General features: G+C 59.5%; 21 protein-coding genes and 1 tRNA gene. 3 read left to right on the top strand and 19 right to left on the bottom strand.

Annotation, left to right across the window (positions count from 1 at the left end; translation table 11 throughout):
• Positions 1-2,053: 2,053 nt before the first annotated feature.
• The gene (locus H3U90_RS06785) at positions 2,054-2,605 is read left to right on the top strand and encodes a hypothetical protein (protein ID WP_198177543.1); all 552 of its coding nucleotides are present in this window, start codon (positions 2,054-2,056) and stop codon (positions 2,603-2,605) included.
• Between the two features lie 546 nt (positions 2,606-3,151).
• Here the strand turns inward: H3U90_RS06785 and H3U90_RS06780 are convergent.
• Entirely contained in the window at positions 3,152-3,769 is a 618-nt protein-coding gene (locus H3U90_RS06780; protein WP_198177542.1) for a hypothetical protein, read from the bottom strand.
• A gap of 438 nt (positions 3,770-4,207) precedes the next feature.
• Here H3U90_RS06780 and H3U90_RS06775 point away from each other — a divergent pair, with 438 nt between their 5' ends.
• A complete protein-coding gene (locus H3U90_RS06775; protein ID WP_198177541.1) occupies positions 4,208-4,582 on the top strand; it encodes a hypothetical protein in 375 nt (124 codons plus the stop codon).
• 155 nt (positions 4,583-4,737) lie between these two features.
• Here H3U90_RS06775 and H3U90_RS06770 read toward each other — a convergent pair whose 3' ends face one another.
• From H3U90_RS06770 to H3U90_RS06760, 3 genes are all read right to left on the bottom strand, one after another.
• Complete coding sequence (locus H3U90_RS06770) at positions 4,738-5,592, bottom strand: phage major capsid protein (protein ID WP_198177540.1); 855 nt, start codon at positions 5,590-5,592, stop codon at positions 4,738-4,740.
• Between the two features lie 218 nt (positions 5,593-5,810).
• Entirely contained in the window at positions 5,811-6,188 is a 378-nt protein-coding gene (locus H3U90_RS06765) for a hypothetical protein (protein WP_198177539.1), read from the bottom strand.
• On the bottom strand, positions 6,181-6,561 hold the full coding sequence (locus H3U90_RS06760) for a hypothetical protein (RefSeq protein WP_198177538.1): 381 nt from the start codon (positions 6,559-6,561) through the stop codon (positions 6,181-6,183). The genes H3U90_RS06765 and H3U90_RS06760 overlap by 8 nt, the downstream gene beginning before the upstream one ends.
• 680 nt (positions 6,562-7,241) lie before the next feature.
• On the opposite strand from H3U90_RS06760, the gene H3U90_RS08490 reads away from it, so the two are divergent.
• Positions 7,242-7,694 carry a tyrosine-type recombinase/integrase gene (locus H3U90_RS08490; RefSeq protein WP_198177537.1) on the top strand — a complete coding sequence of 151 codons (453 nt, stop codon included), beginning with the start codon at positions 7,242-7,244 and terminating at the stop codon, positions 7,692-7,694.
• 227 nt (positions 7,695-7,921) lie between these two features.
• Here H3U90_RS08490 and H3U90_RS06750 read toward each other — a convergent pair.
• The 15 genes from H3U90_RS06750 to argC all read right to left on the bottom strand — a co-directional run bounded on the left by H3U90_RS06750 (position 7,922) and on the right by argC (position 23,760).
• Positions 7,922-7,995, bottom strand: a tRNA-Arg gene (locus tag H3U90_RS06750).
• 105 nt (positions 7,996-8,100) lie between these two features.
• Entirely contained in the window at positions 8,101-8,859 is a 759-nt protein-coding gene (locus tag H3U90_RS06745; protein ID WP_198177643.1) for a TlyA family RNA methyltransferase, read from the bottom strand.
• 47 nt (positions 8,860-8,906) lie between these two features.
• On the bottom strand, positions 8,907-9,050 hold the full coding sequence (locus H3U90_RS06740; RefSeq protein WP_198177536.1) for a hypothetical protein: 144 nt from the start codon (positions 9,048-9,050) through the stop codon (positions 8,907-8,909).
• Positions 9,051-9,232: 182 nt separating this feature from the next.
• Positions 9,233-10,297: an HAD-IIA family hydrolase gene (locus H3U90_RS06735; protein ID WP_198177535.1), complete on the bottom strand. Its 1,065-nt coding sequence runs from the start codon at positions 10,295-10,297 to the stop codon at positions 9,233-9,235.
• Entirely contained in the window at positions 10,294-12,423 is a 2,130-nt protein-coding gene (locus H3U90_RS06730) for a helicase (protein ID WP_198177534.1), read from the bottom strand. Before H3U90_RS06730 ends, H3U90_RS06735 begins: the two co-directional genes overlap by 4 nt.
• Positions 12,424-12,454: 31 nt before the next feature.
• Positions 12,455-13,786 (bottom strand): tyrosine--tRNA ligase, encoded by a 1,332-nt coding sequence (gene tyrS / locus H3U90_RS06725; protein ID WP_198177533.1) that lies wholly within the window; start codon positions 13,784-13,786, stop codon positions 12,455-12,457.
• A 244-nt stretch (positions 13,787-14,030) separates the two neighbouring features.
• Entirely contained in the window at positions 14,031-14,762 is a 732-nt protein-coding gene (locus tag H3U90_RS06720; protein ID WP_198177532.1) for an SGNH/GDSL hydrolase family protein, read from the bottom strand.
• 93 nt (positions 14,763-14,855) lie between these two features.
• Positions 14,856-16,322, bottom strand: coding sequence for an argininosuccinate lyase (gene argH, locus H3U90_RS06715; protein WP_198177531.1), 1,467 nt, complete (start codon positions 16,320-16,322; stop codon positions 14,856-14,858).
• Entirely contained in the window at positions 16,319-17,569 is a 1,251-nt protein-coding gene (locus H3U90_RS06710) for an argininosuccinate synthase (RefSeq protein ID WP_198177530.1), read from the bottom strand. Before H3U90_RS06710 ends, argH begins: the two co-directional genes overlap by 4 nt.
• Positions 17,570-17,628: 59 nt before the next feature.
• Positions 17,629-18,165, bottom strand: coding sequence for an arginine repressor (locus H3U90_RS06705; RefSeq protein WP_198177529.1), 537 nt, complete (start codon positions 18,163-18,165; stop codon positions 17,629-17,631).
• Positions 18,165-19,139, bottom strand: coding sequence for an ornithine carbamoyltransferase (gene argF / locus H3U90_RS06700; RefSeq protein ID WP_198177528.1), 975 nt, complete (start codon positions 19,137-19,139; stop codon positions 18,165-18,167). Before argF ends, H3U90_RS06705 begins: the two co-directional genes overlap by 1 nt.
• A gap of 48 nt (positions 19,140-19,187) precedes the next feature.
• Entirely contained in the window at positions 19,188-20,504 is a 1,317-nt protein-coding gene (locus tag H3U90_RS06695; protein ID WP_198177527.1) for an acetylornithine transaminase, read from the bottom strand.
• Positions 20,497-21,438, bottom strand: coding sequence for an acetylglutamate kinase (gene argB / locus H3U90_RS06690; RefSeq protein WP_198177526.1), 942 nt, complete (start codon positions 21,436-21,438; stop codon positions 20,497-20,499). Before argB ends, H3U90_RS06695 begins: the two co-directional genes overlap by 8 nt.
• A 64-nt stretch (positions 21,439-21,502) precedes the next feature.
• A complete protein-coding gene (gene argJ / locus H3U90_RS06685) occupies positions 21,503-22,672 on the bottom strand; it encodes a bifunctional glutamate N-acetyltransferase/amino-acid acetyltransferase ArgJ (RefSeq protein ID WP_198177525.1) in 1,170 nt (389 codons plus the stop codon).
• Positions 22,669-23,760 (bottom strand): N-acetyl-gamma-glutamyl-phosphate reductase, encoded by a 1,092-nt coding sequence (argC, locus tag H3U90_RS06680; protein WP_198177524.1) that lies wholly within the window; start codon positions 23,758-23,760, stop codon positions 22,669-22,671. Before argC ends, argJ begins: the two co-directional genes overlap by 4 nt.
• Between the last annotated feature and the right edge of the window lie 36 nt (positions 23,761-23,796).

Raw genomic sequence — 23,796 nt, 5'->3', positions numbered from 1 at the left:
CCCCCCCCCCCCCCCCCCCCCCCCCCCCCCCCCCCCCCCCCCCCCCCCCCCCCCCCCCCCCCCCCCCCCCCCCCCCCCCCCCCCCAATCTTCAAGAAAACCTATCAAAGCCCTCAACATCATAATTAACAAAGATGCATTATTGTTGCTAACCAACCAAAAGCGAATGTGCATTCAGCCAGTATCATTTAGGTCTATTGAAGTTTGCAAGCCAAATAACCATTGAGCCTGAGTGGGAATAGACAAAACTCGGCAAATAGACATTGCAGAAAGGCGAACATGATATCCGCCAATTCACCCGTTAGTTCAAACGTTATTCGTTCGTTGATCAAATAAAAGCCTACAAATTCTTGTTTTGTGCTATTGCTAATAGCTTAGCATGCCCCCTCTTTACCAGTTGATTCCAGTAGTCTCTCACCAGGGATGTTATTATGCCAAGATTGAATTTTCAATAAGGATGGGTATTATCAATTCTGCCAACACGCTTCTTTTTCTCATTATGCGGTACGTCAATCCCAAATGGAATCGCTGATATAGTATAACAACAATTATCAGTGGCGCGGCTAATGAAGTAACGTTCACTCAGTTACGCTTATTACTCTCATAGTCAAAGGCAGCCTTTTCGTTGTGAAGATAATGCTGTCATAACAGCATGCTGCCCGGTTAATCTTTCTAACAAAGTTCAGGCTGGCAACAGACCTGCACAATCCAATACACTTCGATTTATATGCTCACATTTTGGAAAGACGCATGAGGACCGCTAGTATGTGTAACAGTATTGAATACATATTAACTGCAATGCATTATAGAATCAGCCGACTTTCTGACAGTTTCAAGTCTAAAATTAGCATTCCTTTAGAGTTGCCGGCAAATAGAGATGGCGCTTGCAGCAGATAGCAAGATACTCATAGATATTGAAAGGAAGAATGAGACCTAATACCATGATCACGAAGATAACGTGGTCCGCACCAGCAAAGGTACTTGACATCAATTCCCGATACAGCAATAGAGATATACCAAGGATTAGTCTTGACTTTAGTCACTGAGTGAAAAAATGATGGGCAATCAGGACGCTGCCAAATTAGAAAAGAGCTTTCCAACATAAGTATACGGGCGAACATACTTGCAAGGCTTTGCCATCTAAAGCTATTACCTAAATGACACCCGCACATCAGAATAACTACGACATTGGCAATAACAGTTGCCTGCTATTACATAGCATGAGAGCGGCTTAAAGAGAGCAACAACTTGTCGCCAGGTCGGTAAGATGTATAAAATTGGTTCTATCGCTGAAATATCATCAACCCAGAAAGCATCGTCTTCCAATAATTAGTCAATATGTCGCTGGTTCGAAATCAACTGCGAAAGCAGCAAGAAAGCTGGTGGATTAAAGCGGTTGAGGAGTTTTCTCGTATTTCAAATAGGTAGTCGAACCAACAAACTTACATTCGAAGTGAGTCTTTCGGAGTGCATCATATTATTAACAGATAGTGCGTCTAATTTCTTAGCAAATTTAGAATTTTTATTTCCCAAGATAATAGAACAGAGGAATGTCTCTTATATTGAGTTCAAGAAGTTGTAGATTTACCTTTCACGTAATTCAATACAGATTGCCAAAAAGTAAATAATGAGAATGTTCGTTACTTTTTAAAAGCTAATTAGTAATCAAGGGAAGGTAAAAACGACGTTTTAAAAGCAGTAAAGCTTGCCAATTAGCAATAATCAATATGGATTGACTTCAAGTTTCATTTTGAACTGAGACAAACTGTACTACAACATTATCAAAATAATTGAATTTGAAATAGAGAGTAGCAGTCCAGCTATTGGACTGAATTATGCAGTATTAATAATTGGCAGTCTTCTCCTTGACATTTGCGGTAATATAGTCTCTATAACTGGTCTGATTTCTTAAGCCAACATTGTTTATTGACCCTACACAACTTGTACTACCCAGTGAACATGTTTATAGTATAAACACATTGGATTCCTCGACAGATGCCTGCTGTAGTATGTCAATGATATATGAAGGCGAAATGCAGAAAAGGCATATCCTTATGACAAATAATCCAAAAGTCTGGATAACCCGGATTGTTGCAGCTGTAGAACTTGGAATTGGTATCGGTAGTGCAGGATGGGGTTTCTGTCAGCTCCGCTATCTTTCAATCAGAAGGAAGAGAGCGGAGGATGAACTACGCTTAGTCGACAATGTCACACGTGTAGGGGATGCAAAAGTAGGGGATTTCAAAACCTATATGACGCTTATAGACGATTATGAATCATTCCAAATTACGGCTGCTGTCACATTTTGGTCGGGAGTTATCTTGTTTCTGATTGGTTCTACTGCAATTTATCTTTCATGCAAAAAATCTCCAGATGTATTTTATGAATGGATGCGAGTATTAGGAATATATCCGATTCTCTGTTCTATCATGTTTTTCCTAGCAATCTCCGAATGGGTTGACATGAAATCAGCAATAGGCCTACTAGGAGCCGTTGTAACCACGTCGGCAACTATAAAATTATGGGAGCAATTCGGAAAAATTCCATGGACCGTCCATAAAGATAAAACTGACCTTCCTAAAGCTGAAATTGGCATTCACTCATGATTTATTAAGACAATTTATGTTTCATCTGCTAATATCCGCGACGTTAGCCTGAAGAGCAGCACCAGCAATCAGGCATTTTCGACGGCGCTTTTTACATTCCTTATGGGCTATTTATATGCAAGTATATTATTTTGCATCTTTGAATACTAGATATTTTGCCCAATAACTACAAAGCATCACAGTTTTTGTGGTTGTAGACTTCAGTGTTGTATGCTAGACATGTTTCGAACCTGCAACCCGCTGATGTACTGAGAGCAAATACCCCATACTGTGCCGAACTACCTAAAGCTATATAGCAGAAGGGAAATTGAGCTGATCAATACAGATAAAGCTAGGCTGAAATTGGGAGAAAAACGACGTTCATCGTGTCTGAATCGTGTCTGGATATTTCTTTCATTGTCCCTATGGGGTATGGCTGGCTTACGTCATCGCCCTAGATTGAATCTAGGGGCCTGACCCTACCTCTGGGTTAGGGTCGGTGCATGGCTTATGGCTGTGGGATGCGGTCTGCTGCCATTGGGTTCTTTGCGTCGGGTTCGCTTTTGCTTAGGCGCTCATGCGCTTGATTACTTCGAAGAGGAGGGTGAGGTCGGCGAGCCTGGCTGGGCTGTTCCGCCAGGCGTGGCCCGTGTAGGTCATGTACCGGCCCTGCGAGTAGGCTTCCGCGTCCATCAGGCCGCGCACCTTGACGCCCTTGCGTTCGGCGCACCGGCCCCAGATGTGCAACCCCTGTCCGGAGGGGCTGATCTCGACCCAGGTCCTGCCTATCACGGGCGCGAGCAGCATCTTGGCCCAGTCGGCCAGGTGGCCCCGTGAGTCGTAGCAGTGGGCCAGATCGATGCAAGCGAACCCGCCTCCCAGGGCGAAACCCAGACCATCACCCGCCTTGGACTGCTCGGCCGTAGGCAGGCTGGTCCAGGTGGCCGGGTCGGTGCTGGAGGCCGGGCCTCCGTCGAAGCGGATCGGCCTCTTGCTGGTTCCGTCGCCTCTGTGGGCTAGTTCCCAGCGCAGCCACCGGTCGGCCATGGCCATGTCCGGGGGCACCGGCATCGCCCTGCCCGCCCGATGGGCCCGCTGACGGCAGGCATCCGAGCAGAACCTGCGCCGACGACCCCTCCCGGAATGCTCAGCGATAGGCTTGCCGCAGAACTCGCATCGTGTCATGCTTTAATTATATCGTGACAAGACTAATAAAACACATATAACTCAGTAATATCAATGCTTGAATTTATTACGTGACAACGGTAAAAACACGGTTCCTGTCACGGAATGCAGAGCCTGGCGCATTCCCGGAATGCCCCTGCAAGCCACAGAAACAGGCCGTAGAACGGCCAGCGCCATGAGACCTAGGGAAGACGGAATCCGGGCGAAAAACGAACGGAAAGGCGCATGCATAATCGGAGGTGCTATCCGGCGGTTAATCCGCGGTGCCCGGGGAGGTACCCCCCACCCCGGGTGGAATCGATCCCGGATTTTTTTCGACGGGATGAAGCCTGGTTTCACGATACCATGAATTGCGCGCTGCGGTTTCCCTTGCGGTCTTGGCTTCGGTTCTGATCCGCTGCCAGTCACGGAAAGAGCCTGCGCAAGTAATATGTAAGCATGAATATAAACATTATTTTGACTGCTGTCAGTTCCATCTGTTCTGCAATCAGCTGTATTGTTGCCTTGGTGCTCGGCGTATATAATATTGTTCATTCAAGGAAATATGAGGAGCTCCAGCATAAGCGCGAAACCCGCGATAAGGCTCTAGATGCTGCATTGCAATTGTGTGCTAATTCTATGCGCGTTCGGAACGCAAAAAACCTAGAAGAGGCAGTCACTTATATGCCTCAAGTGAGCGCTCTTTGCATAGCGCTTGCTGCCTATGGGTATCGAGTCGATATCGAAATTATCACTCATGATACAAATGATGGTAAGGACGCCGCACATGAGTTGGGGAGACTCATGAGTGCCATAGTCGTTAGCGCTAAATAGCTGAGGGCCGGGTATCTCTGCCTGGCCTTTACTGTAAACCACTGTGTTCTGGTGGCATTTGCCGCCTGCCCTGGCTCTGGCCTGTGCCCGGGGTTTGGGCTGTGGCGTGGCCGGGCAGGCGTGGCTCTTGCTGAGTCTCCTTTGGTGGTGTTGTTTTACTGTTTGGCTGGTGTCTTGTTGACGGTGAGTCGGGCGAGCCGGTTGGGGCGGAGGACGCCGAAGCCCAGGCGCATGGTGACGCGGATGGCCAGGGAGTCGTTGGCGAAGTATGCCTGGTCGCTGGTGGCGACGGCGGCTTGGCTGGCGGCGCTGAGCACCTGGCTGCTGTCGTTGAGCAGGATGGTGCCCGTGGGGGTCTGCATGTTCAGGATGATGGGGATCCCGTAGATGGCCGGCGTGGGGCTGTTGGCCATGTCGGTGGCGATGAGGGGCCGGTCGTTCCTGTCGGTGAGCTTGAGCAGGCTGGCCCAGGTGCTGTAGCCCATGATGATGCCGGTGGGGCTGCCTCCGTTGTCGCCGACCTTGCCGATGGCGTCCAGGAGGGGGTTGAGCCCTGTGGCGGCGTTGATGTCTCCCGCGTCGACCATGTCGGGGGTCAGGGCCAGGCCTTTGATGCCGGCTTCGTCGCCCTGCAGGAGGAGCCTGTCGGCCTTGTCGGTGATGGCCTTGACCATGCCGGCCTGGATGAGGCTGGTGGTCTGCGTGTGGTCGGCGGCTTCGTTGCTGATGGGGGTGAGGATGGCGATCTTGTGGGTGTGCACGTACATTTCGCTCAGGTCGGGGTCGGTTTCCGTGATCCTGGTGCCTTCGGCGACGATGGCCGCGTCCAGCCCGTCCTTGATGTAGGGGATGCGGGCCACGGGCCCGTCGCCGCTGATGGTGCCGCCGACGCAGGTCTGGCTGAAGATGAGCGCGTCGGGCGCGATGGTCTGGGCCGGGTAGAAGGTGGAGCCGGGCCACAGGCCTTCCTTGCCGGTGCCGGTGGTGATGATGTTGGCGGTGTCCGTCATGGTGATGTTCCTGTTCCGCATGGCGCGTCGGGAACCTGTCCGGGTATGCGGCGGCCATGCTCATGCTGGTAGATGAGTCGATGTTCATGTTCCCGCGCCGGTCTCCCTGGACCCTGGCACGGCTGGCATGGCCTGCACGCCGCTGAAGTTATATATAAGGTGAGGCATCCGCATGGCCTGCACGCGGACACCCTCTTATTATACTCCTCGCAGACGGCTCATGCGGGGCCCGTGCCGGCCTGTTTCCGCCAGCCGCTGATCGTGGCGTAGGGCAGGCCGAGCCGGTCGCAGGCCTCCAGCAGGAGGGTGCCCGGGTCGCTGCCGCGTTCCCTGGCCTGGCTTTCCTGCAGGCCCAGGAGGCCTTCGGCCACGTTGCGCAGCACGGCGGCCACCATCAGCCGCGTACGCTCCGGGGTGTCCGGGTTCGCGCAGGGCAGGGCCACCCGCACCTCGCCCACGCCCAGCGCGTACGCCCTGCCCGCCAGCAGCACCCAGTCCATCATCACCCGCAGGCCCACGGTCTTCGCGGCCTGCTCGTCCAGCCGTTCGGCCTCCTCCAGGCGGCGGGCGAATTCGGCGTCCTGTTCCTCACTCATCGGCGGTCTCCTTGCTTCTGATGGTTTCGATGATGGCGATGTAGCGTTGCCCGCGGCGGCACAGGTCGCTGATGTCGGCGAGCAGGGCGCTCCATCCGTGGCCCTGCACCTGCAGGAGCCTGTCCAGGTGGGTCATGCTGATGATGCCGGTGCGGGCTTCCGTGTTCAGCGTGCGCTGGCTGATGCCGGCCTTCTCGGCCATTTCGGGCACGGTCATCCTCTGGAGTTCGATCATGTCCTGGATGACGATGGCGAACGCGGTGAAGGTGCTGGGGGTTCCCGGATCGAGCATCTGCCGGTCCATGCGCTCCTTCAGCATGCAGCATCGGGGGCAGATGCCGGCCGGCATGGCGTGGGCGCGTTCCACGAGCATGTGGTCGTAAGCCATGGGCCGGCCGCGGCACAGGCTAGTCTTGCATTCCTTGACGCGCGGTGTTACATACTCAGCCAAGAACCCGGCAAGCGCAAACGTGTCGGAACGGTGGCGAACAAGACTCTATGGCAGGGGCCTCAGGTAGAAGGTCAATTGGTACTACCCCAACTCAAGCAGAACCAATACCAGACACATCAAGGCATTCCTCAAGCTGAATATGACGGAATAATACAGAGATGCAGTCGGGTGGCGGGGAAGGGAAATCTTAGAGGCAGCAAGTACGTACCGGACGCACTCCGACAACAGACTTCCAGAGAGTTAGCTGAGGACTACCAGAGTTTGAAGCATGGGCTGAAGGCGTCAAGCATCAATTGATACCGTTGCGAACTGAAGACACAAGTGCTTCCACGATGAGCGACGTGCAACTTAACGCCATAACCGAGACGGACATAAACACCTGGAGCGAGGATTCCAACAAAGGCGAATCATCTTGTATGTTCGGGGCAACCCGCAAATCCAAGCCACTGTCCCCCAGCATTCACAACATAGTGTAAGTTACTTTCGGCAGCGTGTTCCAATATGAGAGGTAACTCCTAAACGTCAGTGGCTTACTATCGACCCACTGTCGGGAACCAAACTCTCACGCAAGCAGATCACAGATGAAGCGCTATATCTGACCTATGTGGAAACAGAAGACCGGCAGAAAAACAGATAAGCTCAATCCATCTATGTCGGACACCTTAGTTCGATTCCTCGCATATGTGGGTCTGCGGATCGGCAAGACAGCAGCACTGAAAGTCTCAAATATGGACTTCGAGAAGCTGCGGGTCAACATCCTACGAATCTGGACCGAAGATGATAAAAGCAAACCAGCCCTAGGATCTGCGAAAACGTGGGAACACAAGCGGGTTGCGATTCCCCTTTTCCTCGTCGTCCCCCCCCCCCTCAAAAGGCTCTGTTCAGGGCAACCACCCAAAGTCTTCGTTTTCCGGCCCAAACGCGGAGAACACATCAACATAAAGAACTGGTATAACCGCATCTGGGTGAAAGCGGTAGCCGGGAGCGGACTCACGATACATAGTCTCCACCACACTTTCGCATCTCTATCCATCGCTACGGGGGGGGGGGGGTGACGTGAAGATGGTCCAGAACGCCTTGGGTCATGCAGATGCCAGCATACCCTGAATGTGTATGCGTCGCTCTGGCCTAACCGTTTAGATGAAGTGGCCGAGATCATAGAAAGCAGCGAGACAGGAAACTGAACTAAAGCATTTTCGCCCGTCGTGTCTAATCGTGTCTGAAAGAAAATGATCCTCATATTAAATAACCCCTGGAAGCTAATGTTTCCAAGGGTTTCTCGTGCGCCAGACAGGATTCGAACCTGCAACCTGCTGATCCGTAGTCAGCTGCTCTAATCCGTTGGGCTACTGGCGCATGTCATCTCGACGAGGAACTCGTTTTGACAACTCATTTATATTACCGCAACTGTAGATTCTGTCCAGTCTGGTGTGTCGTGTGGGAAGCGGAAAGCCACAGGCTTTAAGCCGACTGCGACCAAGACAGCCATAGTAGATATTCCATGTTGCCATGGGCACCTGTTATGGGCGATGGCATGGTAGCACGGACAACAAATCCATGCTCACGCGCACAGGCCAAGACCCGCTCCAAACCCTCTTGCCTGCTGTCCTCGTCCGTCACAATGCCATGATGACCCAGCAGGCTACGTCCGACCTCAAACTGGGGCTTGACCAGCAGCAGGCAGTTAGCAACAGGCGCCAGCAAGGCAGGCAGGACTGGAATGACATAAGTCAGCGAGATGAAAGACACATCCGAGACCACATATTCCGGGCGATAAGACAGGTCCCCCGGCTGAACTTTGCGTATGTTGACACCACTCATGTCAATCACCCTAGGATCAGCGGCAATCCGTTCAAGCAACTGTCCGTGGCCCACATCTAGGGCGATAACTCGCCGTGCGCCATGCCTGAGCAGGACGTCTGTGAAGCCGCCCGTAGAGGCCCCGATATCGAGGCAGAGCCTGCCCCGCGGACCGGCCATCCCCTGCGCCGCAAATGTCGTCAGGGCGCCTTCCAGCTTCAACGCTCCCCGAGAGGCATAGTCATCGCCCGGGTCCAGCAGGATCACATCGCCTGGCTGGACACTCTGAGCAGGTCTTGAAGCCGGATGATCGTTAACCATAACCCGGCCCTGACGAATCAGAGTCTGGGCTCTGGCACGCGAATCTGTGAGTCCCTGTGCAGGTAGAATGCGGTCAAGCCGGTCGCGGGTGAGAGCCACAGTTCTTCGCCGACCGGACCCAGCGCTGACGACCGTGTCCTCATCGTTCACTTGCCCTCCTGATTCAGATCCTGCTGGAGCCCGGCCAGCACCTTGCCGAGCAGCTCAACCTGTTGGGCATCGTCCAGGTCATCCAATTGAGCCAAATCAGGGAAACGTTCCAAAAGAGGGGCCATGGCTTGCTTATCCATGGGCTCCTCAGGTGCTGACGCAGTTGTATCCTCATCGTCTGCTCGTGAAGACCACTCAGAACGCTCGGACTCTACAGGCTGCTCGGTCTGACCAGGCTGCCCATGTAGCCCGTAGTGATTGGATTCCTGGGATGATTCGCTCGCTTCAGGCTGTCCGGACTTGACCTCTTCAAACATGTCCGCTATGCCCCTACGACAAAGGCGGGCAGATCCAGCGAGTCCATATCTCCACCACGATCCTGGTACTCCCAGAGCGCACAGGCACAGGCTCGCACAGCATCCAAATCAGACAGGGGATCGTCACCTGCCTCAAGAGCGCGCAGGGTGACATGCCCGTCATCGTCCACCCTTGCGGTTTGGCCGCCGCAGTGCCAGGTTTGGTCTGCCTCCTTACTGGGCTGGGGCTGTGGTGCAGTCAGGCTGCGCAAGTCTTCAGCCAGATAGGTCGGCCGCAACTTGGCCGGTGCAGTCAGAATAGCCGGTGTTCGGGCCACACCCGTCAGGACGAGCATGGAGTCGTACCCGCCCCGGTTGGCTGCCTCGATGTCAGTGTCCAGACGATCGCCCACAGGCAAGCATCGGTCAACGTTCAGGATCTCCTCCTGGCTGCTGGTCAAGAGCTGCCGAGCCTCGTCATACATGGCCGATTCCGGCTTACCGGCCGAATCCTCCGGCTGCTTTCCGGTAGCCAGAATCACCGGTTGGAGCATAGCTCCATTGCCGGGCGCCATGCCACCTTCACGGGGCAGGGTCTGATCTTTGTTGGTAGTAAAGTAACGTGCACCATTTTCAATGGCAAAGGCGGCCTGGGCCAGGTCCTGCCAGCTCAACTCCGGGTACCAAGCCTGAATAACGGCCTCTGGCAGATCTGCTGCCTTGTCCACCGGCACCATCCCATTGAGGCGAATCTGGTCACGTAGATGATCAGATCCGATGACCAGCACCCTGGCGCCCTTTTGCAGGTATCGGCGCAGCATCCGTGCGGCAACGACGGCCGAGGTGATGACCTGGCCATCGTTCAGGGTCAGACCGAACCCGCGCAACTGATCGGCCACCACCTGTGGGAATCGAGATGCATTGTTGGTGGTGTAAGCCATTCGCATGCCGAGCGCCTGAGCGCGGTCGATACCCTCGGCCGCATGCTCTACAGGGTCGGCTCCCCGGTAGACCACCCCATCCAGGTCCAGTAGAGCCAGACGGTAGGTCTTTGCCGGGGCGTCATCAGTTCCTTTGAGGAAGACGGTCACGATTCTGCCTTGTCTTCATCAGTGGTTTCGGACGGGTTGACCTGCTCATCCTTGACCTGTTCATTTTGAGCATCGATGGTGTCTGCTTCGGATCCTGAATCCTGAATAGTCGCATCACCATTGTCAGCAGCTTCGTCAGTAACAGTTACGTCAGCTTCGTTATCGTTCTGGCCGCTTTGAGAACCATCATCCGAAGTTTCTGCGTCAAGGCGGGAAGACTCTCCCTCGGTCTGCTCCACAACATCTGATGATTCTGCCATTTCAGATTCCGGCATTTCGGACGAACCAGCTGAGTCGGACGAACCTGTCGAATCAACTTTGTCGGATGAACCCGCAGAATCAGATGCGCCGGTTGAGTCCGCTGAATCGTTCGAATCTACTGATTCAGAAGGTTCCTCAGCCTTACCGTCATCGGCACCCTGCTCGGATGCGTCAGTGACATCAGCCTCATCCGAATCATCCTCGCCGCCATCCGGGTCAATGGAGAGATCCTCCATCATGGCCGAATCCAGGTGCTCCAGGTCGTAGTCGATCAGGATCTCCTCGGACTGTCCGTCCTTCTGGCCATCCTCGTCCTCATCCTCGTCGGCATACTCCGCTTCCAGCCGATCCAGCAGGGGTTCCAGCTCCAGGGCCTCCTGGCTGCGACCAGCCTGTTCGAGGAAGTTCTGCTCGGCCTGCACGGCACGCATCCGGTAGTCGCCGCTGAGCCCACGGGCCTTGGCCAGGGCCTGAACGGTCTCGATGGCCTTGTCCCACAGGCCCAGATCGCCCAAGGCTCCGGCATAGACCAGGAACATCTCCGCCTTGGACTCGCCCTGGAGCTGGCTGCCTTCCTCAGAGGTGGCCTCCTCAATGGCCTTGCGGGGATTGCCCAGACCACGCTCGCAGTCGGCGATGAAGGGCAGATAATCGGAATAGCCGTTCATGCGGTGTGCAGTGCGGAACTCCTTTAAGGCAAGCTTGTAGTCGCCTTGACGGTAGGCCACCAGGGCCAGCGTCTCACGAGCGAGATCGATCCGCGAGGCCTGCCGTGCAGCCCACTTGGCATGAGCAAGGGCCCCCTGGGGATCGGTCTCCTCCAGCGCGTAGGCGGCCAGGATGTGCAAACCGATGTTCTCGGCATGCTCCTTGCTCAGCCCGCGCAGGCGCAGACGGTCATCCTTGGAGAGCATGGACCATTCAAGGCCCTTGGGCATCTTGGGCTCGCCAGGCCGGCGATCCGTGTAGGGGTTCTGCGAAGGATAGGAGATGGTCCCGTCTGAGTTGCGGCGACCGCGGTCATAGCCATTCTGGCGGTCACGCTGATAGGTCCCGCGACGGTCGTCATGGCGACGGTCATCGCGGCCACGCTGGCCCTGGTAGCGGTCGCCATGGTAGCGGTCGCCCCGATAGCCGCCTTGACGATGGTCGTCACGGGAACGGTCGCCGTAGGAGCGGTTGCCGTAGGGACGGTCCCCATGTGAACGGTCTTGACGTGGACGGTCATCCCGCGAGCGGTTGTTCCACGGGCGATCCCCGCCGGACCGCTCATTCTGCCGACGATCAAACCTCCGGTCGTCACCCCGACGGCGGTCCCCGCGGAAGCCCTGACCACGATCACGGTCACGGTCATGCCGCTGGTAGCCGCGACCGGAACGACGATCACCATACCCCGACCGACCGCGGTCGTTGTCATGATCGCGATGCCTGTAGCCGCCATTCCCGTTGGCATGGAAATCCCGACGTGGACGGTCGCCATCCTGCCGACGGCCGTGGCGGTCGTCACGCTTGTCGAAATGCCGGTCCCGGTCGGAATCCCTACGGAAGCCGCCGTGACCATCCTGACGGTCATGCCTGTATCCGCGATTGTCACGGTCGAACCGGTCGTGCCCTCGCCCGCGGAAGGGCCGCTGGCCATTCCTGTTCTCGGAACGACGCTCTTCGCCGCCTTCGCCGTCATGGTTGTGGAAGTTGCCGGAACGGTGACCTCCAGAACGATAGCCTCCGGAGCGGTATCCGCCCGAGTGCGAACCCCCCTTGTGGAAGCCCGAAGAGCGACGGCCGCCCGACCGGAAGCCGCCCGGACGCGAACCGCCCCGGCCCCGTCCGCGATCGCCCCGGGAATGATTGTGTTCTTCTGCCATCAGTGTCCTTAATTCCTACGTTTCTACGTTCCTACTTGCCGGCCCGGCGCTCAAGCGCGCCCAAGGCCTTCTTTCCTCTGCGAACCAGGGCGAAGCGCCCATGCAGAAAGTCCTTGTTGCCCAATACCTGATCCGGATCCTCGACCCGCTGGTTATTCAGATAGAAACCGCCCGATGCCACAGTCTTACGAGCCTCGGATACCGAACGGAAGAGTCCGGCCGCAACCCCGGCCTCCACCAGACGCTGACCCTCGCGGGCTGCGGGCAGAGCTCGCCCGCCTTGACCATCATCGACCTTGAGGCCGTCCAGTGCGGAATCCAGCACATCCTCGTCCAGCTCCTCCAGGGTCTTGCCGCGGCCGAAGAGGGCGCCCGAGGCATCGATGGCCCCCTGGGCGGCATGCTCTCCGTGCACATAGGAGGTCACCTGCCAGGCCAGAACCTTCTGGGCCTCGCGAGCGCCCGGATCCTGGGCGGTCCGCTCCTCCAGACGCTCGATCTCGGCCTTGGGCAGGAAGGTGAAGGTCTTCAACAGCTTGACCACCTGGTCATCGGGCTGGTTGAACCAGAACTGGTAGAAGCGGTAGGGGCTGAACATGGTGGGATCCAGCCAGACCGCGTTGCCCTCGGACTTGCCGAACTTCTTGCCCTGGGAGTCCGTGATCAACGGGCTGGTCATGACGTTGACGGAGGCATTGCGCACCTTGCGGATCAGGTCCAGACCGCTGGTCAGGTTCCCCCACTGGTCGCTGCCGCCCAGCTGCAGACTGCATCCGTAGCGGTCGAAGAGCTCCAGGAAGTCGTTGCCCTGGAGCACCTGGTAGCTGAACTCGGTAAAGGAGATGCCCTCGTCGGAATTCAGACGGCGGGCCACCGTGTCCTTGGCCAGCATGGTGCCCATGCGGAAGTTCTTGCCCACATCGCGCAGGAAGTCGATGGTGCTCATGGACCCGGTCCACTCATAATTATTGACGAACCGGACGGGGTTGTCCCCCTCGGTATCCAGGAAGCGCCCGATCTGACCACGAAGACGCTCGGTCCACTCGGCCACGGTCTGCTTGGGATTCAGGGTGCGCTCACCCGACTGCCGAGGGTCGCCGATAAGCCCTGTGGCCCCGCCCACAACGGCGATGGGATGCAGACCGGCCGCCTGCAGGTGGCGCATGTTGAGCAACTGGACCAGATTGCCCACGTGCAGTGAAGGAGCTGTGGGGTCGAATCCGCAATAATAGGTCACCGAGGGGTCGGCCAGCACCTTCCTGAGCTCGGACTCGTCCGTGCACTGGGCAATGAGACCGCGCCACTTGAGTTCGTCGAAAAGCGAGTCGAAACCCGCCTGCCTGAAATCGGTGACCTGCGACATGAGAGGCTACTCCCTATCGAATACTTGATGAATGTATGCTAAACCCTACTATTCTTGCAACAGATACCGACACGGCAGAGCCCCGGACCGCCGCAGACAAGGCCTCACCAAGCAGAAATCCCCAGGGGGCGAAACCGGATAATCACTGTGAATCGACCACTGCGGATTGGCGATTAACCGCTGGCTGCTTTTGCCAAGACGGGGCGGCCGACTGAATCCTCTCAGCAAAACCACCGCGTCTAAGTCAGGAACGCGCAGACACAGACAACTGATTGATCAGGTCTTGAGGGATGTGGTCGACCACGCAGGCGGCCATGCGCCGGTAACCTTCAACCCCCGGATGGAAGTGATCGATGCCCCAGAAGTCGGGTCGATCGGTGCCGACATCGTCGCGGGTGGCATCCACGAAGGGCACCGAGGCATCTTGACAGACCTGACGACTGGTCTGAGTCTGGCGGGCTATCCGACGCTCCACCTCGGCCCTGAGTGCCCGGCCCAGGGCAGGATCCCGATAAAGTTGACCGGAGCTCAGGACCAGCACCTGGCGGCCCTTGTTTTTGGCCAGCTCGATGCTGGCAGCCAGGTCATCCCGCCACTGCTCATCGGTGCGATTGGCCATGATGTCGTTGGATCCTGCACACAGGACCAGCAGATCGGGATGGTCCTGCAGGGCGGGCAGGAACCGGTAGCGCACCCTGCGGATGGTGGCCCCCAGCCGACCCTGGGTCGACCAGGATACCGGACGCCCCAGCCGGGTGGCCAGGCAGGCGGCTATGTCAGGAACGAAGCCCTGGCTCTGGTCCTTCACCCCGCAGCCGACCGCCATGGAGTCGCCCACCACCAGCATGGTCAATGGCTCCGGGTCGCGGCCTTGGTTCGGAGGCGAGCACAGCCCCTGGCGGGAACCGGGCGGCTCCTTGGCCAGAGTGATGTGCTGCTTGGCCCACCAAGCCTGGACCAGTGCCACCGGATTCATAATCACCGCCGCCTTTCGCTGTTTGCCGTTCACCTTGATGGATTGCCGTTGGGCATTCTAGCGCGGCCATCGGTCCGACGCAGACCAGAAAGATCACCTGGGAGGACGGTAGGCAGGCCCATCAGACTGCGAGTCGGCGAAGGTCTTCAGTTCCTCCAGCGCATGTGCAGCCTGATCCATCTGCTCCTTTACCCTCTCCGGTGCAGTGCCCCCCTGGCCCCGGCGAGCGCGCACGGCTCCCCCGGCAGTCAGCACAGTACGGACCTCTGGAGCCCGATCAGCGGGCACCCAGTCAGCGAAGACCTTGACGAAATCGTCATCATCCAGGTCAGCCAGCTCACAACCACGACCCTCGGCCAGCTTGACGCAGGCCCCGGAGAGTTCGTGGGCATGCCGGAAGGGCACACCCTGCCTGACCAGCCACTCAGCCAGGTCGGTGGCCAGGGCGAATCCTGTGGGGGCCTGCTCCTCCAGGCGGTCCTTGTTGAAGGTCAAGGTGGCGACCATGCCGGCAAAGGCAGGCAACAGGACTTCCAGGGTGTCCACCTGGTCGAAGACCGCCTCCTTATCCTCCTGCAGATCGCGTGCATAGGCTGTCGGCAGCCCCTTGAGAGTGGTCAGCAGGCCTGCCAGATCCCCGACCAGTCGACCGGCCTTGCCTCGGGCCAGCTCGGCCACGTCCGGATTCTTCTTCTGGGGCATGATGGAGGAACCGGTCGAGTAGCCGTCGTCCAAGCGTACAAAAGCGAACTCCTGGGTGTTCCAGATGATGATCTCCTCAGCCAGCCTGGACAGATCCACGCCGATCATGGCGGCGACGAAGGCGAACTCAGCCACCACATCCCTGGCGGCGGTCCCGTCGATGGAGTTGGCGCAGACCCGGCTAAAGCCCAGATCCCGGGCCACCGGCAGGGGGTCCAGACCCAGGGTGGTGCCGGCGAGCGCGCCAGATCCATATGGGCTGGCATCGGCACGCTTATCCCAGTCCCTCAGGCGTTCCAGGTCACGGACAAGAGGCCAGACATGGGCCATGAGTTGGTGGGCCAGCAGGACGGGTTGGGCGTGCTGCATATGGGTGCGGCCGGGCATGACCGTGGTTCCCGCAGCTTGAGCCTGATCCATCAGAGCCTGGGCCGTGCTCAGCAGGTCCTTGGCCAGCACCCGGGCGTGGCGACGCAGCCAGATCCGAATGAGGGTGGCGATCTGATCGTTGCGCGAGCGCCCGGCCCGCAGTTTGCCGCCCAGCTGGTCCCCCGCTATGTCAATGAGGCCGCGCTCCAGGGCCGTGGCCTCATCCTCGTCGCCAGGCTCAGGGGCGAAGGCGCCGGAGTCCACCTGGTCCTGGAGTTCATCCAGAGCCTGCTCCATACGTGCCAGCTCGTCATCATCCAGCAGTCCAGCACGGTTGAGGGCCCGAGCGTGGGCTCGGGAACCAGCCAGGTCGTCGTCGGCCAGCCGCCAGTCGAACTGGGTGGATCGGCTGAGCTCGACCAGGGCCGGCGAGGGCCCACTGCTGAAACGCCCGCCCCAGAGGGCCATGGGCTTGTCGCCGCTGCTCACCGCTCTTGTCCGTCCTGTTCTTGTCCGTCCTGTGCGATGCCGTTGCCGAAGCGCATGTCACGAGCGGCGGCCACCTTGTCTGCCAGGCCGTAGATGGCGATGAACCCGTTGGAGGCGTTCTGGTCGAAGCTGTCGCCGGACTCATAGGTGGCCAGGCTGTAGTCGTAGAGGGAGCTGTCGGAGTGCCGGCCGGTGACCACGGCCCGTCCCCCGTGCATGACCATGCGGATGCGACCGGAGACATAGCGTTGGGTCTCTTCGATGAAGGCGTTCAGTGAACGGACGGCAGGCGAGTACCACTGGGCGTCGTAGACCAGTTCGCCCCAGCGCTTGTCGATGTCGCGCTTGATCCGGTGCTGTTCGCGCTCCAGGCAGCAGTTCTCCAACTCCTGGTGGGCGGTGATCAGGGCCACGGCCCCCGGAGCCTCGTAGAGCTCGCGGGACTTGATGCCCACCAGCCTGTCCTCAATCAGATCCACACGTCCGATCCCCTGGGCTCCGGCGCGGCGGTTCATCTCCTCGATGGCCTCCAGAGGGGTGACGGCCCTGCCGTCGATGCGCACGGGAATGCCCTGCTCGAAGTCGATGGTCACCTCGTCCTCGACCGGCGGGAAGGCCGGGTCGTCGGTGTAGGAGTAGACATCCTTGGTGGGTCCGTTCCAGGGATCCTCCAGGTAGCCGGTCTCGATGGCCCGTCCCCAGACATTCTGGTCGATGGAATAGGGGCTCTCCTCGGTCTGTTCGATGGGCAGGTGGTGCTCCTTGGCGTAGGCGATCTCCACATCGCGCATCAATCCCAGGTCGCGGATGGGGCTGATGGCCTTCAGCGACGGGTCGATGGACATGATGGAGACCTCGAAACGGACCTGGTCGTTGCCCTTGCCGGTGCAGCCGTGGGCTATGGTGTCGGCACCGTACTGGTGGGCCGCCTGGACCAGATGCTTGGTGATCAGCGGCCTGGAGATGGCCGACACCAGCGGGTAGACGCCCTCGTACATGGCATTGGCCTTGAGCGCCAGCATGCAGTAATCCCTGGCGAACTCGTCCCGGGCATCCACCACGACTGACTCGACGGCCCCGCAGTCCAGGGCCCGCTGGCGGATGGTCTGCAGACGCTCCCCGCCCTGCCCAACATCCAGGGAGACGGCCACCACATCCTTGCCGGTGCGCTCCTTGAGGTAGGGAATGGACACCGAGGTGTCCAAGCCGCCCGAGTAGGCCAGCACGATGCGATTGTTTTCGGTCATGGCGATCCTCTTTCCTTCTAATTTCACACTTGCAGATATTCAGTTCGCGCTTTCACCGATCATCGGGCCCGGGAGTCCTCCTGACCGGAGACGATGGTCATGAGCCAGTCGGCCCGGGATGATGCCGCTTCATCGTCGGCTGCGATGATCAGAATCGTGTCGTCCCCGGCTATGGTGCCCAGGATGCCCTTGATCGGCTGACGGTCCAGGGCGGAAGCCGCATACTGGGCGGCGCCGGCCGGGGTTCTTACCACCAACAGGTTGCGGGCCCGGGCCACCGAGGTGATCAGCCCGGTCAGGATCTTGGCCAGGTAGGCGTCGGTCTTGTTCTCCCCCTCGACCTCAGGCCCTTCGGCGGCAGCGGCCTCCATGGCCTGCTGATCGGTGGTGGCGGGAATCCAGTAGGCCATGCTCCCGTCTGCATACCGCAGCTTGGTGGCATGCAGGTCGTCCAGGTCCCGGCTCAGGGTGGCCTGGGTCACCTCGATGCCCTGCTCAGCCAGGAGGGAGGACAGCTGCTGCTGGGAGTTGACCCGATGTCGGTTCAAGGCCTGGCGGATGGCATCCAACCGGGCCACCTTGGTCGTCGGACGCATCAGCACACCCCCTGCAGGAGGGATTCGTCACCCCGGGAGCGGGCCACCAACCAGGTCATCAGTGCCTTCTGGGCGTGCAACCGGTTTTCAGCCTCGTCCCAGACCACGGACTGGGGGCCGTCGATGACCTCGGCCGTCACCTCCCGGCCCCTGTAAGCGGGCAGGCAGTGCTGGAAGAGGGCATCCGGGCGGGCATGGGCCATAAGTCGGGCGTTGACCTGATAGGGCAGGAAGGGATGGGAGCGAACGTCGTACTGGTCCTCCTCGCCCATGGAGACCCAGGTGTCGGTAAAGACGCAGTCGGCGTCCTCCACGGCCTGGACCGGATCCGTGGTGACCAGAATGGATCCTCCGTTTTCAGCGGCCAGGGTTCGCGCCTGTTCCACCAGGCTCGGATCTGGCAGGAAGCCGTGGGGGCCGGCAATCCGCACGTTCATGCCGGCCACCGCCCCGCCCAGCAGATAGGAGTTGGCCATGTTGTTGGCTGCGTCGCCCAAATACGCGATGGTCATGCCGGCCAGGGCGTCGACCCCGCCCCGGTGCTGGGCCAGGGTCAGGAAGTCGGCCAGGACCTGGCAGGGGTGGAAGGAGTCGGTCAGCGCATTGATGACGGGCACGGTGGCATGGGCGGCCATGGTCTCCACCCGATCCTGGCCGAAGGTGCGCCAGACTATGGCGGATGTCATCCGCGTCAGCACGTTGGCGGTGTCCGCCACGGGCTCGCCACGGCCCAGCTGCGAGCCTGGGCTGTCGATGACCATGGGGTAGCCGCCCAGCTGGGCCACGCCTACGCAGAAGCTGGTTCTGGTGCGCGTGCTGGGTTTGTCGAAGATGATCGCCACGGCTTGAGGACCCAGGAAAGGCCTGGACAAATAGGGATTGGCCCTGAAGGCCATGCCCAGCCGAAGCACCTCCAGCTGCTCCTCGTGGTTGAGGTCGTCGTCACGAAGCATGTGCCGCAAACCGCTGTTCATCTCTGCCTCCCTTACGGTGTCGTCACGATTGTCTCTGAATGCTGTAAATCACCGATCACCCTGCGGCGGATCCACGTCCCCGAGACGGGTCGGGACCTTGGAAAGAATGTCAACGGCCAGGTCGATCTGATCGGCCTGGATGATCAGCGGCGGCGCCAGACGCAGGGCATCAGGGGCCACGGGATTGACTATCAGCCCGTGGTCCAGGCACCAGGCGGCCACCTTGCTGGCACAGGGGGACCTCAGCTGGATGGCATCCAGCAGACCCCTGCCTCTGACCGAAGTGAAGAGGGGGTGGCCGCAGGCGGCTATGCCATCGCGCAGCCTCTTCCCCATCCGCTCTGCCCGTTCCAGCAGACCCTCCCGCTGGATGGTCTCCAGGGTGGTCAGCGCCAGGGCCGATCCCAGGGGGTTGCCGCCGAAGGTGGACCCGTGTGTACCTGGGGTCAGCAGACCGGAAGGCCCGGAGCCGAAGGTGATCATCCCGCCCATGGGGAAACCGCCGGCCACCCCCTTGGCGAAGGTGAGCACATCAGGGCAGGCACCGCCGGACAGGCTTTGATCCTGGAAGGCGAACCAGTGGCCGGTTCTGCCCATGCCGGTCTGCACCTCGTCAAGAATCATCAATGCACCATGCTGGCTGCAGAGCTCACGCACCTTTTGCACATAGTCGGGCTCCAGCGGCAGCACGCCAGCCTCACCCTGGATGAGCTCCAGTATGACAGCGACCACTGGCTGGTCGGAAGCCTCTTCTCCGGTGAAGGCCTCCTCCAGGGCTTCGGGGTCGCCGGAGGGCAGGAAGCCCATACCCGGCACCAGGGGCTGGAAGGGCTCGCGGATGGCAGGCTTCCAGGTCAGGCTCAGCGAGCCCATACTGCGACCGTGAAAACTGTGGGTCAGGGCCAGGATCCGCCCGGGATGGCCGCCCATGCGAGTGCCATGCAGCCGGGCCAGCTTGATGGCCGCCTCATTGGCCTCGGTTCCGGAGTTGCAGAAGAAGACGCGTGAACCATCCGGGGCCTGGGCCAGCTCCAGCAGCCGCTCGGCCAGTTCAATCTGAGGCCGGGAGGCGAAGAAGTTGCTGATATGGGCCATCTTGCCGGCCTGCTCGGCCAGGGCCTTGTTCCAAGCAGGATGGGCGTAACCCAGGGCATTGACCGCGATCCCGGCCAGCATGTCCAGATAACGATTGCCGTCAACGTCCCATATCCATGCGCCTTGGCCGTGGTCCATGACCCTGCCCGGCCTTCCGAAGACCTGCATGTGGACATGGTCATAGCGATCGGCCCATTGGCGACTCCGGGGACCCTCTACTGTTTCGGCTGGCTCCGCGACGTTGGCGCAATGTTGATCAGCCTTATTCATGACTCCTCCTCATGACCATTTCATGGCCCGGCACGACGACGGTGCCGATCCCGTTTTGGGTGAAGATTTCGGTGAGCATGGAGTGCGGCTGCCGCCCGTCGATGATGTGGGCCTGACTGACCCCGGCACGCACAGCCTGCAGGCAGGCCTCCATCTTGGGACGCATCCCTGCCTTCATGTCTCCAAGCAGACCATCCAGACAGTCCACGCCGATGCTGGAAACCAGGGAATCGGTCTGAGGCCAGTTGGCATAGAGTCCCTCCACATCGGTGAGAATGACCAGCTTCCTGGCGCCCAAGGCCGCAGCCAGGGCAGAGGCGGCGGCATCGGCATTCACGTTGAGCACCTGGGTGGCGTCCTGCTCGTCCGGGGCCACCGAAGAAACCACAGGTATCCGCCCGGCATCAATCAGATCCTCCACGGCCGAAGCATCCACAGCCACGACTTCGCCCACCAGTCCCAAGTCCACCGGGTGACCATCCACCATAGCGGTACGACGGGCAGCGCTGAACAGACCGGCATCTTCTCCAGACAGACCGACGGCCATGGGACCATGGGCATTGATGGCACCGACCAAATCCCTGCCCACCTGACCGGTCAGGACCATGCGGACCACCTTCATGATTTCCGGCGTGGTCACCCGAAGACCACCGCGGAACACCGAGGGGATACCCAGGGCCTGAAGCATGGCAGAGATCTGGGGGCCTCCCCCATGGACAACCACCGGGTGCATGCCAACCTGCCGCAGGAAGACCATGTCCTGGGCAAAGCACCGGCGCAGGTGGTCATCAACCATGGCATGGCCGCCGTACTTGACCACGATCCGCTGACCTGCAAACTCCTCCAGCCAGGGTAGGGCCTCAATCAGCACCTGGGCCTTGCTGACATCATCCAGGGCCCGTTCGGCTTCTGCCTCCTGCTCGCCATCTGCCATCCTTTTCCCTTTCCTCATTGCCGCTTCTGCCTCCGGTGCCTCACGCTCGTGCACAGGTGCCGGATCAGGTGTGGTAGTCGGCGTTGATGGTCACATATTCGTGGGTCAGATCATCTGTCCAAACCGTGGCCTGGCGGTCGCCCTGGCCAAGATCGATATCGATATGGACCTCGGGCACGTGCAGGTCGACCAGGGACGGATCCTGGCCGGGGCGGCCTCCTTGGCAGACTTTGACTCCGTTGAAGCTGACATCCACACGGTCAGGATCATAGGCCGCCGTCGAGGCCGGCACGGTGCCCAGGGAGGCCACTACGCGACCCCAGTTGGGATCCTCGCCAGCCACGGCGCACTTGAGCAGGGTGGAGCCGGAGACAGCGCGGGCACAGGCCAGGGCCGCGTCCTCGCTTTCGGCCCCTTCCACCTGGATGCGGATACGGTGGCGGCTGCCCTCACCATCGGCCACAATGCGGCGGGACAGCTCACCGCAGGCCTGGCTGAGCAACTCCTGGAACTGATCGGGGTCAGGCCGAACGCCAGAAGCGCCCGAAGCCATGAGCAGGACCGTGTCATTGGTGGACATGCAACCGTCCACATCAATCCGGTTGAAGCTGAGCCGGCAGGCTTCAGACAGAGCGCGGCGGGCCTGGTCAGGCTCCACAACGGCATCAGTGGTGATCAGACAGATCATGGTGGCCAGCTGCGGGGCAATCATCCCCGAACCCTTGACCATGCCGCCCAGCCGCCAGCCGGAGCCGTCCAGGGCCACGGTCTTGGTGCAGGTATCGGTGGTCAATATGGCCTTGGCTGCCGCCTCGCCTGCCTCCTGGCTGGTCGACAGCTCCTGGGCCGCCTGGTCGATGCCGGCCAGTATGGGGTCCAGGTGCAGCAGGTGGCCGATGATCCCTGTGGAGCAGACGGCAACCCGCTCGGCTGGCAGGCCCAGATTCCTGCCTGTCCGCTCAGCCATGGCCTTGGCCTGGTCCAAACCCTCGGAACCAGTGCAGGCGTTGGCATTGCCCGAGTTGATGACCACGGCTCCTGCCCGACCCTCTTCCAAAATCCTGCTGGTCCAGATGACCGGAGCGGCCCGGAAGCGGTTGGGAGTGAAGACGCCTACAGCAGTGTCCATGGGCCCCTTGTTGACAACCAGGGCCAGGTTGCGGCGACGTGAGCCTCCCGGGCGGTGGGCGATGGCGGTGCCTGTCTGGAAGCCCGCGGCGTAGGTGATGCTCATGGTGCCACTCCTATGGTTGTCAGACCGGTTTCCTCGGGCAGACCCAGGGCCAGGTTGACGGCCTGAAGGGCCTGGCCGGCGGTGCCCCGGGTCAGGTTGTCGATGGCTGCGAAAGCATAGAGACGGTCCGCGCGTTCGTCCGTGAGGACCTGAACCTGGGCCAGGTTCGAACCGTACACGTCGGCTGTGGAGGGGAGCCTGCCTTGGGGCAGCAAATCAACGAACGGCTCCTTGGCATAGACCTTTTCCCATACAGCGCGAATGCCCTCCGCCCCCAATGCACGTCCACGCGCGTTCAGCCTGGCCGAAACCACGGCCAGGATTCCACGTGACATGGGCACCAGGATGGGGGTCAGCCCCAAGCGAATCGGCTGACGATCTCCACCGAGGTCCGGATCGGCAGATTCTGCCTTGCGCAGGTTCTGCAGGATTTCAGGGATGTGCCTGTGGGTGCCGCCGACCGAATAGGGATGGGCTGAGTTGATGGCCTCGGCCGCGAGCAGATCCATCCTGCTGCTGGAGCGACCGGCACCCGAGTAAGCCACGGCAAGGTCGGCCACCAGGTCATCGGCCTGCACCAAACCGGCAGCCAGGGCCGGCTGGAAAGCCAGGGTGACTGCGGTTACGTTGCAACCCGGACCTGCTATCCGGCGGGCGTGTTTGAGCAGTTCACGCTGACGGACGCCTTCTGCTGTCAATAGTTCCGGCATCCCGTAGGTCCAGGGGGAGAAAAAGTGGCCGCCGTAGTAGTCCTGCCAGTCGGCCGGATCCTCCAGCCGATGGTCGGCACCCAGATCGATCAGCATGGATTTCGAATCCAGCTGTTCTGCCAGGGGACCAGAGGCACCATGGGGCAGAGCCAGCACCACCAGATCATGGCCAGCCAGGACCTTCGGATCCGTGGTCTGAATCCGTAGCGAGGCCAGTGAATTGGGAAGATTGGGCGAGAACTCCCCCAGCTGTCGACCCGCTGAATCGCGCCCAGTGACCGTGCATACCCGGAAGGCGGGGTGAGCGGCCATGAGCCGGATCATTTCAGAACCGGCATACCCGGAGGCTCCCACCACGGCCACTGTATATTGGTGCATGAACGCTCCTTTCATCGGGCACCATCATAAATAGTC

The sequence above is a fragment of the Bifidobacterium sp. W8103 genome, assembly GCF_016100775.1.
In the GTDB taxonomy this organism is placed as follows: Bacteria; Actinomycetota; Actinomycetes; order Actinomycetales; family Bifidobacteriaceae; genus Bombiscardovia; species Bombiscardovia choladohabitans.
The sequence above is the reverse complement of the archived record's forward strand: the minus strand, read 5'-3'. Positions and strand labels throughout refer to the sequence as shown.